This is a genomic window from Methanothrix sp., assembly GCA_029907715.1.
Lineage (GTDB): Archaea > Halobacteriota > Methanosarcinia > Methanotrichales > Methanotrichaceae > Methanothrix_B.
This window is the reverse complement of record JARYLI010000003.1, coordinates 1-14631: the sequence shown is the minus strand read 5'-3', so window position 1 is coordinate 14631 and position 14631 is coordinate 1. Positions and strand designations below refer to the sequence as shown.

General features: G+C 54.8%; 11 protein-coding genes and 1 rRNA gene. 7 read left to right on the top strand and 5 right to left on the bottom strand.

Annotated elements, in window-relative coordinates; all coding sequences use genetic code 11:
* The first annotated feature begins 174 nt into the window (after positions 1-174).
* A complete protein-coding gene (locus QHG98_03075; GenBank protein ID MDH7596711.1) occupies positions 175-414 on the top strand; it encodes a FeoA family protein in 240 nt (79 codons plus the stop codon).
* A gap of 216 nt (positions 415-630) precedes the next feature.
* On the opposite strand, the gene QHG98_03070 is transcribed toward QHG98_03075, so the two are convergent.
* From QHG98_03070 to QHG98_03050, 5 genes are all read right to left on the bottom strand, one after another.
* On the bottom strand, positions 631-1278 hold the full coding sequence (locus tag QHG98_03070; protein MDH7596710.1) for an adenylate kinase: 648 nt from the start codon (positions 1276-1278) through the stop codon (positions 631-633).
* A gap of 186 nt (positions 1279-1464) precedes the next feature.
* A complete protein-coding gene (locus QHG98_03065) occupies positions 1465-3414 on the bottom strand; it encodes a glycoside hydrolase family 15 protein (protein ID MDH7596709.1) in 1950 nt (649 codons plus the stop codon).
* A gap of 61 nt (positions 3415-3475) precedes the next feature.
* Positions 3476-4351 (bottom strand): prephenate dehydrogenase/arogenate dehydrogenase family protein, encoded by an 876-nt coding sequence (locus QHG98_03060; protein MDH7596708.1) that lies wholly within the window; start codon positions 4349-4351, stop codon positions 3476-3478.
* 148 nt (positions 4352-4499) lie between these two features.
* Entirely contained in the window at positions 4500-5300 is an 801-nt protein-coding gene (gene aroE / locus QHG98_03055; protein ID MDH7596707.1) for a shikimate dehydrogenase, read from the bottom strand.
* Positions 5297-6487, bottom strand: a complete 1191-nt coding sequence (locus tag QHG98_03050) for a TIGR00297 family protein (protein ID MDH7596706.1) — start codon at positions 6485-6487, stop codon at positions 5297-5299. The genes aroE and QHG98_03050 overlap by 4 nt, the downstream gene beginning before the upstream one ends.
* Positions 6488-6609: 122 nt before the next feature.
* Here QHG98_03050 and QHG98_03045 point away from each other — a divergent pair, with 122 nt between their 5' ends.
* The 6 genes from QHG98_03045 to QHG98_03020 all read left to right on the top strand — a co-directional run.
* Positions 6610-7212, top strand: a complete 603-nt coding sequence (locus QHG98_03045; GenBank protein MDH7596705.1) for an undecaprenyl diphosphate synthase family protein — start codon at positions 6610-6612, stop codon at positions 7210-7212.
* A gap of 280 nt (positions 7213-7492) precedes the next feature.
* Positions 7493-10156, top strand: a complete 2664-nt coding sequence (locus QHG98_03040; GenBank protein ID MDH7596704.1) for an oligosaccharyl transferase, archaeosortase A system-associated — start codon at positions 7493-7495, stop codon at positions 10154-10156.
* The gene (locus QHG98_03035) at positions 10153-10854 is read left to right on the top strand and encodes a creatininase family protein (protein MDH7596703.1); all 702 of its coding nucleotides are present in this window, start codon (positions 10153-10155) and stop codon (positions 10852-10854) included. The genes QHG98_03040 and QHG98_03035 overlap by 4 nt, the downstream gene beginning before the upstream one ends.
* Positions 10855-10979: 125 nt before the next feature.
* Complete coding sequence (locus QHG98_03030) at positions 10980-12461, top strand: phenylalanine--tRNA ligase subunit alpha (GenBank protein ID MDH7596702.1); 1482 nt, start codon at positions 10980-10982, stop codon at positions 12459-12461.
* A gap of 1 nt (position 12462) precedes the next feature.
* Entirely contained in the window at positions 12463-14082 is a 1620-nt protein-coding gene (gene pheT, locus QHG98_03025) for a phenylalanine--tRNA ligase subunit beta (protein ID MDH7596701.1), read from the top strand.
* A gap of 292 nt (positions 14083-14374) precedes the next feature.
* Positions 14375-14631, top strand: a 16S ribosomal RNA gene (locus tag QHG98_03020); the annotation flags it as partial.

The window sequence follows — 14631 nt, the reverse complement described above, 5'->3', positions numbered from 1 at the left end:
GTGCCGTCCAAGCAGCATATCTCAGTCGCCATTTATTTCTGCATCGCACAGGCCGGGCATGAGGTGGGAACAGCTGATGTTCGTCTGCCCATCTCTTCCATGGATCCTGCGACCGAAGTGCACATCGGACCGGTAAATTTATAGAATATGCGATGAAGCTTCGCGGGGGTTTCGATGATAGAGCTCACAAAGGCGCCATGCAACTCGCTGCTCGAGGTCAAATCCTTCACAGGAATGGGCGGCTGGCAGAAGCGGCTGGAGGCCATAGGGATCAGAAAGGGGATCAGGCTGAAGAAGATCGCATGCCAGCCATTTGGGGGACCTGTTGTTGTTGATGTCAACGGAACAAAGATCTCACTTGGCCGCGGAATTGCATCGAAGATACAGGTCGAGCTCGCTCAGCATGTGAAATGATGGTGGAACTCATATGCCTGAGATTCCCTAAAAACCTGCTTTTTTTGATATAAAATAGCATCTAATTACTTAGCGACATGGGCAGATCGCAGAAAAGGGGGTTAATAGGGATACTCACCTGAACAGAGGGCCAGCAGCCTGGCTCCTCTGAGCCACTGAAGAGCACTCTGAAACAATCACTGCGAAAATACAAAAATGGCAGGTTGACCTGCCCGATCACTTGAACCTGCTCAGTACCTTTGATATCTCATCGAATATCTGGTTGATCTCGCCTGCGCCGTTAATGTTTGCGATCAGGCCCGCCTTTGTGTAGTAATCGATCAGCGGCTGGGTCTGCTGCTTGTACACCTTGAGCCTGTTGAGTATCGCCTCCTCCTTGTCATCGTCCCTGTGGTAGAGCTCGCCTCCGCAGGCATCGCACTTTCCGGGAACCTTCGGGGGGTTGAAGATTATGTGGTAGCTCCTGCCGCACTTGCACATCCGCCTTCCGCTGAGCCTCCTCACCAGCTCCTCATCGGGAACATCTATGTTGAGAACTACATCGATCTTCTGTTTCAGCTCAGGCAGTATCTTGTCCAGCGCCTCTGCCTGGGGGATGGTTCTCGGATACCCATCAAGCATGTAGCCACCAGCCACATCCGGCTTTGAGAGACGATCCTTGATTATGCCTATCAGTATCGAGTCCGGCACAAGCTGGCCTGCGTCCATGTACTTCTTCGCCTCTTTCCCAAGCTCAGTTCCGTTCCTCACGTGCTCCCTGAGTATGTCTCCGGTGGATATGTGCTTCACATTGAACTTCTCAGCGATCATCTTGGCCTGGGTCCCCTTCCCAGATCCCGGTGGGCCGAGCAGAACTATATTCATATCAAGCCTCCTTTACCGCAAGCTCCAGGCGATCTGAATCGCTTGCTCGTCTGGGTTAAAGTCCTGGTTGTTAAAAAACCTTTCGTGATCGAAGCGAATTGTTCGAGAACCAGTCCCAATCGACATGCGCATCGATTCAAATAAATCAGAGGCTAATCGATGTGATCCAGCAGATGCACAGCCTCGCTATTCTTTACGCTGATTATCCGAAACAGCCCTGAGATATTCCAGGACTGCCAAAACGAATGTGCAGTGAGACCACATCAGTGGAAGAACCGACCTGAAAGTGTTATCATCACTGACCTGCTCAGGCATCAAGCCTGTAGAGAATGTGTGATCCGAACACCATTTTATGAGTTCCAGGGCACGATCCAGGCTTCCCACTGCGATATGCCACTGTGCCAGCCAAAGCGTACATATGATCCAGCTGTTCATGTAGCCATGATAGCTATCGTGCATATAACGGGCAACGCCTCCTGACGGGCGGGTAAGCTCTCTCTCAATAGCCCGCATCGTATTGACCACTCTTGGATCGTTTGCCGGCAGCAATTCAAAGTACCAGATGCTGAAAACCGATGCATCAAGTGTGGAGTCCGAAGGGGAGCGGCTGAAATGCATGATGCTGTCATCATAAAGATCCAGCGCAGCATGCCTGATGAGCTCTGCAGCTTGCGACCACCTCGAGTGAAACTTCTCGTTACCCAAAATCCTCGCAATCTCTGAGGCTCCGCGGAGGCCAGCATGGACAACAGCCGCAGTGTATGCATGTGACCCTCTCCTTTCCTCCCACAGGTCAAAGCTCTCAGCGGGCAGATTTGTCGTTCTGTCGATTGAGCCGACGAGGAATTCTGCGGCTGGCCTCACCAGCGATGAAAAGTAACGCCCTATTATCCAGACATCCTTGGACATGAGCCAGTTGTGGTACAGAGCATAGAGAGGCAGGCCCGTCTCATCGAGCTGAATCATGGGCACTGGATGCCATGTACTACCGAAATCACCAGCAGGTGTGTATTTATGGAGAAAATAACCGTCCACAGTTATTATTTTAGATAAAAAATCTATAATTTCTTTGCTGAGATGGTGATATCTGGCCCTATCCAGCGCTATACATGCCCACGAGGCATCTCTTGGCCAGCAATAGGTGTAAAGATCCGCTCCGAATTGCTTTATCTCCGAATCGCAGGAGGCGATAATCGATCCGTTCACATCCATATGAGCAACCGTAGCCATGAGGCTTCTGTAAAATGCATCCTGTACCTTCTCCGGCAGCTCGCGGAGGTTCCTGCACTCTGGAAGAGCATCGACGTGCTCGATAAACGCTTTCCAGAAATTGAAGCTGATGCGGTAGACGTTGGCCGGTCCATTCTCTTTCATTTTTCTGTGAATATCAACCACCTGGCGATGCCCCCTACCAACAACGATCCACATGTGTATGCGTCTTGACTCCCCGGGCCTGATGCCTGATATTCTCCAGCTGATAGTCGAGTCGATGGATCCATGCGCTACTGCATTGCAGCTCAGCATTCCATCCTCTTCCATGTCCTTCCAAGTACCTTGCATTCCCTTCCACTCAGCAACCCCTACAGCATATTGATCGAACTGCGGATAGCTGCTGTGAAGAAAGTACCGATCACGTTTGTAGTGAATCAACATATCGCCATCTACGAATGCCGTCTCACCGATCTTATTCTCCAGTATGTTGTAATTCTGGTTTGAGAAGAGACTGATGTCCCTGGAAGATGGCGAGATGTTCATCACATCGAACAATCTATAAAAATAATTTGATGATGGATGTACCGCATCCAGCACTCTCACCCTCAATCCCAACGACTGGTTTTCGAAGATGGTTTCACCGATGTTCGATGCACAAAAGCCAATCTCCATATTTTTGCGGTCATCCGTTTTGAGATCCTCCAGAGTCTCGAAGAAGTTCTTCTCGAAAGATGATTTGTATCTCTGCTGAATCCCCCATCTATCAAGCCAGCTGAATACGCGAAGATTCGCGTCGTAAATCCCTACGCGTATCATGTTACAGTGATTTTCGAGACCCACATAGGGATAGTAAATATCCCGGATGATCCCCAGTTCATCCTCGCATATCAGTAATCTCCCATTTCCGAACAGCAGCGGCCTCATATATTTTTATTAATTGTTATCATTGCTTTTAAGTTTCTCTGAGTGACCTCTCGGGATGAGATCACTCCCGCTCCTGAGCCCGCTGGTTGATAATCCTGTCAGAGCGCTGGAGCGCGCTGTGTGTGTCGCCGAAGTGCTCCGCAGCCTCCCTCATAGTCCTCATGAATCCCTCGAGATCGCCATGATCAACCGCGTCTGATAGTCGCAAACATTCCTCTATGAACACTCTCCGCACCTCTTTCGCAAAGGGATTCATCTGAATCGATGCATACAGCTCCGGGTTCTGGTCAAGTATCCTCCCCACGAAATCGAGCATCACCTCGTAAACAGGGCTCATGAACCTTCTCGACCTTGAGACGTCGAAGTCAAGGGCGCGAAGGGTTGAGCCTACAGCAATGTATGAGAAGTGCGTCAGAGCCTGGACCACAGCCATCATCCTGTCGTGCTCCTCAGGCGCGAGGACCTCGACCCTGGCGCCGTCCCTCTCCAGGATCTCCCTGATATGAGATGACCATCTCCCCCACCGCCCCTCTACAGGCGTGATTATCACCGTCTGACCCCTTATCGATGGCATCGTCGGCCCGAACATGGGATGTGCTCCGAGGACCTCAACATCGGGAGGGGAGGACTCGACCATCGCCCGCACAGGCTCGACCTTGAGAGATGTCAGATCCATCAGCAGCGATCCACTCCTCATTGCCGGCCCGATCCTCCTGGCCACCTCTGGCGTTCTGTCTATCGGCACGCTCAGCACCACGATATCGCTCTCCCCCACCTCGCACATTAGATCGCGCGCGTATCTCACTCCGAGAGCATCTGCAACATGGAACCTTCCGCTCGGCCCCCATATGCACACATCGAATCCATGATCCCTGAAGTACCTGGCAAACCATGAGCCGGTCTCCCCTGTCCCGCCAACTATCAGCATCCTGCCCATTCCTCATCCCCTGTCGTTATACAATCGCGAAAGCTTCATGCATCCCATCCGAAGGCGCGCAGCAATATCGCAAAACCATCGATTCCAGATACATCCGTTTCAATCCTTCTGGCACGCCACATCCTCGCATGCCACATGGTGGATCCAATCAACCCCTGAGCGCGGCTCTGACCGCAGCCTCCATCACACCGACCGGCGCCTCGAGCCCTGTCCAGATCCCCAAGGCTGCAGCACCCTGGTACACGAGCATCATGACCCCATCGATCGCCTTCGCACCGGCCCTCCTCGCATCCCTCAGAAGCTCCGTCTCTCTGCTGTAGATTATATCGAAGACCACCTGCTCCGCTCTCAGCATGCTCCCGTCAAAGAGTCTGGGGTCGCCATCACGCATTCCCACAGATGTTGCGTTTATAACTATGTCTGAGCCTCTGACAAGATCCCCGATCTCCCCGAACGGGCGGAACTCCAGGCCGAGATCCCCGGCCAGCGCCTCTCCCCTCTCAGTCGTCCTGTTTGTTACCACGATCCGTGCGCCTTCTCTGGACAGCTGGTATGCGATTGCTCTGGCAGCGCCTCCAGCGCCTATGAGAAGTACCTTCGCTCCTCTGACATCCACGCCGTAATGCCTCAGGGCAAGCGACGCGCCAGTCCCATCGGTGTTGTGACCCCTGATCCCTCCACGAAATGAGACTGTGTTCACGGCGCCGATCGCCTTCGCGGTCTCGTCCGGCTCGACCACGGCCATCGCGCCCTCCTTCAGAGGAATTGTCAGGTTGAGGCCGCCGAAGCCCATGGCATCAGCGCCCAGAATTGCATCCCTCAGCCTGTGTATCCCAACCCTGAACGCATGGTAGCTTGCCTTCAGCCCCATTTCACGGAAGGCGGCGTTATGCATCACAGGAGACAGGCTGTGCTCTACCGGATCTCCGAGAACAGCATAGACCTTCAAATGAGCACCCCCATCAGAGCCCCGACAATCCCGCCGAAGAGCGTTGCGACGAGGTTGACGCCGTTGTTTGTGAGCAAACCCCGTCTCTGAAATACAGCTCCCATCAGGCTGTCGAAGTTCGATCCCAGAAAACCGCTCGTAAGTGCGATCATGAAACCATCCGCGCCGCTCATGCCCGTTGCAACCGCGACCAGCCCTATAACTGCAGCTCCGGCCAGCGATGCCATCTCCCCGAGAGGTGTCACCCCTCCATCGACGCCTGGATCCACGGGCTTCAGCGTGGTTATCATCCTTGGCCTGGACCTGCTGGTCTCACCTATCTCGCTGGCCAGCGTATCTCCATTCGCAGTTGCCACAGCGCCGAGGAAGGCATAGAAGAATATCTCGTTGCTGTATATCCCGTAGCACAGCGCGGCCACAAGAGGAACTAAGCTGTTGCTGTACACGTTCTTATATCCTCGGACGCCGCACTTCTCCTGGGCGATCCCCAGGCTGTGCTTGTACGAATATCCGTAGCGCGTGAACGCGCCTCCGAGCAGGTAGAACGTGAGGAGGAGCAGAAACCACTTCAGGCCGGCAAAGAGAACCACCAGTATGCATATTATGACCTCGCTGAGCACGGCATCAACATCCGCAGCCTTCGCCCAGTAAGCTCCAACCCCGAGAAGCACGGCGAACATGTATATCATGAGGATGTTGCTGAGCTCCGGAAGGGGGTATTCGAAACTGAACAGCCACATGACCATGCAAGCGCCAAATGGCACAGTGAAGTCCATCTCTCTGGAGACATGCTGCAGGAATGCACCGCTCAGCCCTCCGAGTATGGTCAGAAACAGTATCTTCTCCTGCAGGAGATACGGAGCCGAGAGGTACGCAGCCGGATAGCCGATCGCCACAGTGGCCATTATATATATGAAGCTGCCCGCAAGCTGCTGGAACCTCTTTGATACTGTGTGGGCCACGGTCGGCGGAATGAACGATATCGCAACAACATACATCGGAAGATCCAGGTGCGTGTAGGTCAGCACCTCTCTGAGTATCAGAAGCAGTATAAGCGATGCACTCAGCATTCTGGTGGGCCTGTGCAGGAGGCAGACTGCAAGAAAGATCGCGGTGAAGACGCCTGTCACTGGGAGCAGGAATGCCAGCGCACCCAGCGCGAGCCTCATGGCGTCCTCTCTCTGCATGGCCAACCAGTCGCCATCCAACCAAAAATACTTTGCCTTCAAGAGTTGCTGAGTATGGATTACAGGGAGGCACTGCATCTCAGAATCGATCTGTTTCGATCGATGCTCCCGGAGAGATTCACTTGATACACAAATTATACGAAAAGCTCCTTGAAAGGGAGGTCATGAGCCATCCCAGGCCCGGATGTGTGGCGTTTGTGGTATCATCGTTCGACGGCCTGGGACTGGAGAAGTTCAGGGAGCTCGTCGAGTGGAGCGCATCGCTCGGCATCGATAGCCTGCTGATACACATCGGGCAGTACGCCGGGGATCTCGCGTCCTCTCTCGAGTCCATCCTGAAGAATGCCCCCGCGGACGTGATCATCATCGACGCTGACAGATCTGCATCGACCGGAAAGGGCGGGATCAGTGTCACAATCTCCCTGGGCTACGGTGGGAAGAAGGAGGTCACAGAGGCGATAAGGTCTGTTCTCATGGATGTTGCCGCAGGTCTGATGGATCCGGATGAGATAGACAGGGAGACCATAGAGCGTTACCTCAGGTTCAAGCAGAAGCCGGATCTGGTCATAAGGGCTGGTGGCAGAAGGCTCAGCGACTTCATGATATGGCAGGCTGCGTACTCAGAGCTGTACTTCACAGATGTCGACTGGGCATCACTGAGACGCCTGGACTTTCTGCGCGCGATAAGGGATTTCCAGAGAAGGGAGAGAAGATTCGGAAAGTAGAACGCAATGAGTGGTGTGAGATTCCCGCGCTGGTGATGGGATGACCCGAATCAGATTGGTCGTCCGCTAGTAAAACTGGCATCAGCAATGTGGATCTCGCGATACTCGTCAGTTTTTGGCCGGAAAGTGCCGGTTCCGTCAGTACTCCCGGACACCATAACTGTCATCAACTGGATAAAAGCAAACCCATGAATCGTCGCCATCCTGCTCGTTATTCTGCCTCAAAACGTTTATCTCCTTGAAATATGCTCTCCATCGCTAAAACAGGGGACCCATGGATATGAAGAAGGACACAGATAGCAAAAAGCAGAGCAGAAAGCGCCTGCCCGAGAGATACTGGTATGCGGGACTTGGTCTGCTGTTTCTGCTCTCCATCTACCTAAGAGCTGTAGTTCCATTCAGGAATGTGTTCATTGGAGATGCGGTCAGGTTCAGCAGTGAGAGCGACGCATGGTATCACATGATGCTCGCCAAGACGACGTTCCTCCACTGGCAACGTCCTTGGTTCGATCCGCTCACGAACTTTCCGAATGGCACGCCACTCCACTTCGGTCCGTTCCTGAGCTGGGGCGTGGCCCTGCTCTCAAAGATCGTCGGGCTCGGTGGATCGGATCTCCACACAGTTGATGTGGTCGGGGCGTTCTGGCCTGTGATTATGGGCTCGCTCCTGATACTGCCAGTGTACCACATAGGAAAGGAGATCGGAGGGAGGGGTTGTGGAATAACAGCAGCAGCCCTTTCTGTGGTGCTTCCAGGACAGCTCTTCTCCAGAACCGTTCTCGGATTCACCGACCACCACTCCTCTGAGATACTTCTGAGCACGCTGTCGATGCTGCTGTTCATTCTGGCATTCAGAAGCGGTCGATCCCTCAGCTTCAGCATGCCCCGGGATCTCACTGCGGTCAAGCGCCCGCTCGTTATGACGGTGTTAGCGGGAATCGCCCTCGGTCTCTACATAGATGCCTGGTCCATGGGAATCCTGTTCGAGGGCATACTCCTGATCGCGGTAGCCTTGCAGAGCATGGTGGAGCACTACCGCGGAAGGAGCGGGGAGTACCTGGGAATCATAGGTGCGATAGGCCTTTTCTTCGCCTTTCTCATGGTGGTTCCCTTTGCGCACTCCTACAACAGATTCAGTCTGATTCAGTACTCGCTCTTCCAGCCATCGATGCTGCTCCTGGGATCGCTGTTCTGTTTGGAGCTTGCTGTGGCATCACGCGAGGTCTCGAGGCGGGGACTCTCATGGGCACTGTACCCGGGATCGATTGCAGCTGTTATCGTTATAGATCTGATAATAGTGGTCCTGGCAGTTCCCGAACTCTTCAACGCGGTCGTCTACGGTCTCAAGACGTATCTTCTCCCACGCACGGGTGGCGCTGCAACAGTGGCAGAGCTCTCGCCCATATACATGGACGTGGGGCGGGGGGTTACTGGTATAGAGGAGAACTTCCCCGGAGTGATACGCATACTCTCTCCGTTCTACATTGCCATCATAGGCCTCGGCCTGCTGGTTTATAGATACCTCAGGGACTCCAGAGCTCCGTACCTACTGGTCGTGGTGTGGAGCATTGTGACTCTGATCATAACGCTGGCTGCAAACCGCTCCGCCTACTACTACGCGGTCAACGTCGCCCTGCTCTGCGGTTACCTCGCCTCCCTCGCCTACGCGCGCGTGGGCCTCTGGGATATAGAGGATGTTCTCGCAAGATCGCCGTCGAACCTGACCAGAGAGGTCCGGCCCGAGCGACTGGCCTCAGCGGCTGCAGTTATACTCATAGTGATGATACTGGCATACCCGAGCGTTCTGAGCTCTCATGCAATAGCGAGATACTCTGTGGGACCGAACCAGGACTGGGTCAGCTCAATCGAGTGGATGCGCAACAACACACCCTATCCCGGGCTTGATATCTATAATGTCTATGAGCGACCTCCTGAGGGACAGTACTTCCAGTACCCTGAGACAGCATATGGTGTGATGTCATGGTGGGACTACGGGCATCTCATAGAGACCATAGGCCACAGGTATCCGAACGCCAACCCCTTCCAGGAGGGAATTGGAAGCAAGACAACGGGGACACCCGGATCATCTCCGTTCTTCCTGGCCGAGAGTGAAAGCGAGGCTGAGGATGTGCTCGCGCGCCTGAACGAGAGCAGATCCCTCTACATGAATGCGCGGTACATAATGACAGATGTGGAGATGGCCGTAACAAAGTTCCATGCGATAGCCGCGTGGAGCAGCATACCTCTCACAAGATACACAGGGGCTGTGTACCAGCCGCAGGCTGACAGCCTCGTCCCGATACAGGTATGGAGGCCGGAGTACTTCAGGACGATGGTGGCGAGGCTCCACTTCTTCGATGGAAGCGAGGTCGAGCCGCAGGATCCGGTGGCGATAGCATACACAAGGGTCACGATGCCGGATGGCACACCTCTCACAGTCATAACAAAATCCCCACTTATACCGAAGAGTGAGGATGAGCTGGAGAGCTTCATAAACGAGAGCCTGAGCGAGGGGTACAATGTCAGCGTTGTGAGCAGGAGCTTCGCGAGATCTCCTGTGCACGTTGAGGCTCTGCAGCACTACAGGCTGGTCCACGAATCCGCAACACAGGTCACAGCCGAAGGAAACAGGTACGTCAAGACATTCGAGCATGTCCCCGGCGCGGTTATAAAGGGAAGGGCATCTCCTGGATCAAAGGTACTGGTGGAGGTCCCGATCATGACGAACCAGAAGAGGCTCTTCATATACAGACAGTCAAACGTCACAGACTCCAATGGAGAGTTTGTCCTGGTGGTTCCGTATTCGACTGAAGGTCCGGTGGTCGGGGGCACGAACTTTGACACCGCTCCGATAGGCGCATACAGGCTCACAGTGAATGGGATGACCAGAGAGGTGCGGGTGTCGGAGAATGATGTGCTGAGCGGGGGTGTCGTTGAGGTATGATCCTCGGGGAGATGAGCTGGCCTGAGATAGAGAAAGGGCTGATGAAGACAAGGACAGTGATACTGCCAGTTGGAGCTGTCGAGGAGCACGGCCCGCATCTTCCGACCACCACAGACACAATCCAGGCGATGGAGGTGGCTTACGAGGTCGCCAGGAGGCGCGGAGTCTTCGTTGCGCCGCCGGTGCACTACGGCATATGCAGGAGCACAAGGGGCTTCCCCGGAACGGTGAGCGTCGGATTCAGCGCCCTCAGGGATTATGTGTACGACATTCTTCTCGGTTTCCACGAGAGCAACTTCAGGTGTGTGATGGTTCTATCGGGGCATGCCGGAGGACAGCATATGGCCGCTCTCAAAGAGGCATGCCAGAGCGCTGTGAACAGCACAGATCTCAGAGTCAGCCTGCTGACAGACTTTGATCTCATAAGGTGTGATACTCCGGGGGATGGCCACGCGGGAGATATCGAGACGTCAAGAATGCTGCTCCACAGGCCGGATCTTGTCAGGGGCCTCCCGGCCGCGAGCCATCCAGAGCGCCCCAGGTACCTGATCCTGAGATCGGTGCGGGAGTTCATGGGCGATGGGATCATGGGTGATCCTAGCAGGGCGAGCGCCGAGAAGGGGGTCAGGTACTTCGAGATGGCTGTGCAGGGCGTTCTGGAGGCGCTGGACGAGCTGGAGGGGTGCTCAGCTGAGTGAAATACTCAAGGCGATAGCTCATCCGTGATGTGGATGTCAGGGCAGAACTTTTGTAGGTGCAGGTATTTTCGCCGTACCTGAGGTCAAATAATGTCCCAGGGATAGAAGGCCGGTGGGATGGAACAATGGCATCGGAGAGAGATTTGAGGATTCTTGAGGCCATATCAGATGGATGTTCGAGCCCGCAGGAGATCGCTGATCGCCTCCAGGTGAAGACAGAGGCTGTTCTGTCAGCAGCGGAATCTCTTGCAGAGAGCGGGCTCATCAGTGTGGACAAAAGGGTTATAGAGCGTTTCTCGCTGACCGAGGAGGGGAGACGATATGCGCGTGAAGGTCTCCCTGAGAGAAGGCTCATCGATATCATAGGCGATGGTAAACCGTTATCCGATCTACAGGATCCGGCGCTGAAGATCGCCATAGGATGGGCCCGAAAGAAGGGCTGGGTCCGGATCGATAAGGGTGTTCTTAGGCCGCTCGGCAGACCTGCTGAGGGAGAGGATGAGATCGCGCTCAAAATGCTTCTTGAGGGAGAGAAGAGCAGGTCGGAGCTCGGCAGCGCCATCGATCTGCTGATCAAAAGAGGTCTTGTGACCTCGAGCAGGAGCAAGAGCTGGAGGTACAAGATAACAGATGAGGGGAAGCGGGTGCTATCTCAGAGCAAGGATATCATTTCTAAAACTGCTGGATACGGCGCAGCTGTTACTCTGGTAAAGGAGATCTCCCAGCTCACCCCTGAGATCATAAAGAGCGGCGCATGGAGGGGAGCGAGATTCAGGCCATACAACGTGAGGGTGCCGGGGGAGACGATCTATCCCGGGAAGATCCACCCCTACAGGCGTTTGATGGATCGGATGAGACGGATCATGCTTGAGATGGGGTTCACGGAGATAAAGGGAGAGATAATACAGTCAAGCTTCTGGAACTTCGATGCACTCTTCCAGCCACAGGACCATCCGGCCAGGGAGATGCAGGACACGTTCTATCTGGACAGCAGGGCTGAGATCCCTGATTACAGAAGTGTGAAGGAGATGCACGAGCACGGCGGCAGGATAGGTTCCACAGGATGGGGCGGCGTTTGGGATCCGGAGATCGCCAGGCAGGAGGTCCTCAGGACGCACACAACCGCGATAACAATAAAGTATCTGGCAGACAACCCCGATCCTCCGGTCAAGGCATTCTGCATAGATCGCGTTTACAGGCGTGAGGCCATCGATGCGACTCACACCCCTGAGTTCGAGCAGCTTGAGGGGGTTGTGATGGACAGGGGCGTAACGTTCAGCAATCTTCTCGGAATATTAAAGGAGTTTTACTCAAAGATGGGATTCGAGGAGGTCAGGTTCAGGCCCGGATACTTCCCGTACACAGAGCCGAGCGTCGAGCCCGAGGTCTGGATAGATGGGCTGGGCTGGGTGGAGCTCGGGGGCGCTGGCGTCTTCAGGCGCGAGGTGACCGCGCCATTCGGAATAGAGCATCCAGTGCTCGCATGGGGTCTGGGTGTGAGCAGGCTGGCGATGCTCCGGCTGGGCCTGAAGGATCTGAGGCTTCTCTACCAGCCAGATATCGGATGGCTGCGGGATACTCCCGTATCTGTCTTCAGGGGTGTCTGAGATGCCTGTCGTGCGTTTGTATTACGAAGATCTTGAGGAGATGGTCGGCGCCTCAAGGGAGCTCATAATTGAAAGGCTGCCGATGATGGGTGCAGATATTGGCAAGAGCCCGGAAGCGGATTACATCGATGTGGAGTTCTTCCCCGACAGGCCGGATCTCTACAGCGCTGAGGGCGTGGCCAGGGCGCTGCAGGGTTTTCTGGGAATAAGGCCAGGACTCCCTGAGTACCAGGTCCACACCGGATCTGTTGAGATGCGCGTGGATGAGTCTGTGAAGAGTGTGCGCCCGATAATAGGATGCGCAGTTGTCAGGGGCCTCAGGTTCACGGATCCTTTCATAGAGTCGCTCATGAGCCTCCAGGAGGACCTCCACTGGGGTCTCGGGAGAAACAGGAGGAAGGTCGCGATAGGAGTTCATGATATCTCCAGGGTAAGACCTCCATTCAGATACATCGCAGAGTATCCCGACAAAAGGAGGTTTGTGCCGCTCGATTTCGATGAGAGCATGAGCATGAGGGAGATACTTGAGCGGCATCCGAAGGGTGTTGCATACCGTCATATCCTGGATGGATTCGAAAGGTTCCCCCTGATCGTGGATGCTGATGATAATGTCCTGTCATTCCCGCCGGTAATAAACGGGGAGCTGACCAGGGTCAGGGAGGATACAACAGATCTGTTCATAGACGTGACCGGCACGGATCCTGTTGTTCACAGGGCTCTGAACATAGTCGTCACCGCCCTGGCTGAGCGTGGCGGCAGGATCGAGGGCGTCAGGATGATCTCTGAAGAGGGAGAGTGGATCTGCCCGAATCTCTCCCCCGCACGCTGGACCGTGACCGCGTCAGAGGCGAACAGCCTGATTGGATTCAGCCTCTCCGCAGAGGATCTCGCGGAGTATCTGAGGCGCATGAGGTTCGGGGCACGCCCTCTTGACAGCGACAGGGTCGAGGTGCTGGTTCCTGCGTACCGTGCGGACATAATGCACACATGGGATATAATTGAGGATGCGGCCAAGAGCTATGGATATGAGAACCTTAAGGCTGAGATGCCGCGGACTCTGACAATCGGCAGGCCTCATCCGATGGAGGAGCTGAGGGAAGAGGTCAGGGATCTCATGGTCGGGCTCGGCTACATGGAGGTGATGCCGTTCACGCTGACAAATGAGAGGGTCCACTTCGAGATGATGCGCAGGAGCGCCGGAGGGTGCACGCGCGTCATGCACCCGATAAGCGAACTGCACACCATCATAAGGACTGATATACTTCCGGGGCTCATGGAGATACTCTCGATCAACCAGCATCATCCGCTGCCACAGAGGCTGTTCGCCGTGGGGGATGTAGTCATCAGCGGGAAGACAAAGTGCCACCTCAGCGCGGTCTCGATACACAGCGGAGCCGGGTTCGCGGAGATCAGCTCTCTTATTTCCGCCATCCTGAGAGAGTTGAGGGTCAGCGCGGAGATAGTCGAATCGAGCGATGGCGCGTTCATACCTGGCAGGGGCGCGGATCTGATGCTCGATGGGGCCAGAATCGGATGCTTTGGCGAGATTCATCCAGAGGTGATATTCGCGTTCGGCCTGGAGCATCCTGTGGTCGGGATGGAGATGGAGATATCTCCTTAAGGGGGAGGTCATGAGACCAGAAGATCGCGATCCAGATGTCAGGTCTTCTCTGACCGCAAAACCAGAATGCAGTGGTCTGCAGAAACGTTTATATACTACTATGCAATATGTGCGAGGGCCAAGATGTGGCGATAGGATCGCGGAGAGAGGCGCGGTGCAGACGGGCTGAGGGGCCTGGGATGATGGCACTGGTTTCCGCTCTGCGGTACATTTTGTTGGGGTGGAGACGGGAGTTTGAGCTCCCAGTCTGACGTTGGTCAAGTGGCGACCCAGCCAATTCCGGCCGATGGTAATACTGGTTGATCCTGCCAGAGGTTACTGCTATCGGGGTCCGACTAAGCCATGCGAGTTGAATGTCCGAAAGGGCATAGCGCACTGCTCAGTAACACGTGGACAACCTGCCCTGGGGACTGGAATAATCCCGGGAAACTGGGGGTAATTCCAGATATGCCAGGATACCTGGAATGGTTTCTGGCAGAAAGGCTCTGGCGCCTCAGGATGGGTCTGCGGCCTATCAGGGTAGTAGTGGGTGTAACGTACCTACTAGCC

Coding starts and splice junctions, on each gene's coding strand:
- QHG98_03075 (MDH7596711.1), top strand. CDS start 175: ATGATAGAGCTCACAAAGGCGCCATGCAACTCGCTGCTCGAGGTCAAA.
- QHG98_03070 (MDH7596710.1), bottom strand. CDS start 1,278: ATGAATATAGTTCTGCTCGGCCCACCGGGATCTGGGAAGGGGACCCAG.
- QHG98_03065 (MDH7596709.1), bottom strand. CDS start 3,414: ATGAGGCCGCTGCTGTTCGGAAATGGGAGATTACTGATATGCGAGGAT.
- QHG98_03060 (MDH7596708.1), bottom strand. CDS start 4,351: ATGGGCAGGATGCTGATAGTTGGCGGGACAGGGGAGACCGGCTCATGG.
- QHG98_03050 (MDH7596706.1), bottom strand. CDS start 6,487: ATGCAGAGAGAGGACGCCATGAGGCTCGCGCTGGGTGCGCTGGCATTC.
- QHG98_03040 (MDH7596704.1), top strand. CDS start 7,493: ATGAAGAAGGACACAGATAGCAAAAAGCAGAGCAGAAAGCGCCTGCCC.
- QHG98_03035 (MDH7596703.1), top strand. CDS start 10,153: ATGATCCTCGGGGAGATGAGCTGGCCTGAGATAGAGAAAGGGCTGATG.
- QHG98_03030 (MDH7596702.1), top strand. CDS start 10,980: ATGGCATCGGAGAGAGATTTGAGGATTCTTGAGGCCATATCAGATGGA.
- pheT (MDH7596701.1), top strand. CDS start 12,463: ATGCCTGTCGTGCGTTTGTATTACGAAGATCTTGAGGAGATGGTCGGC.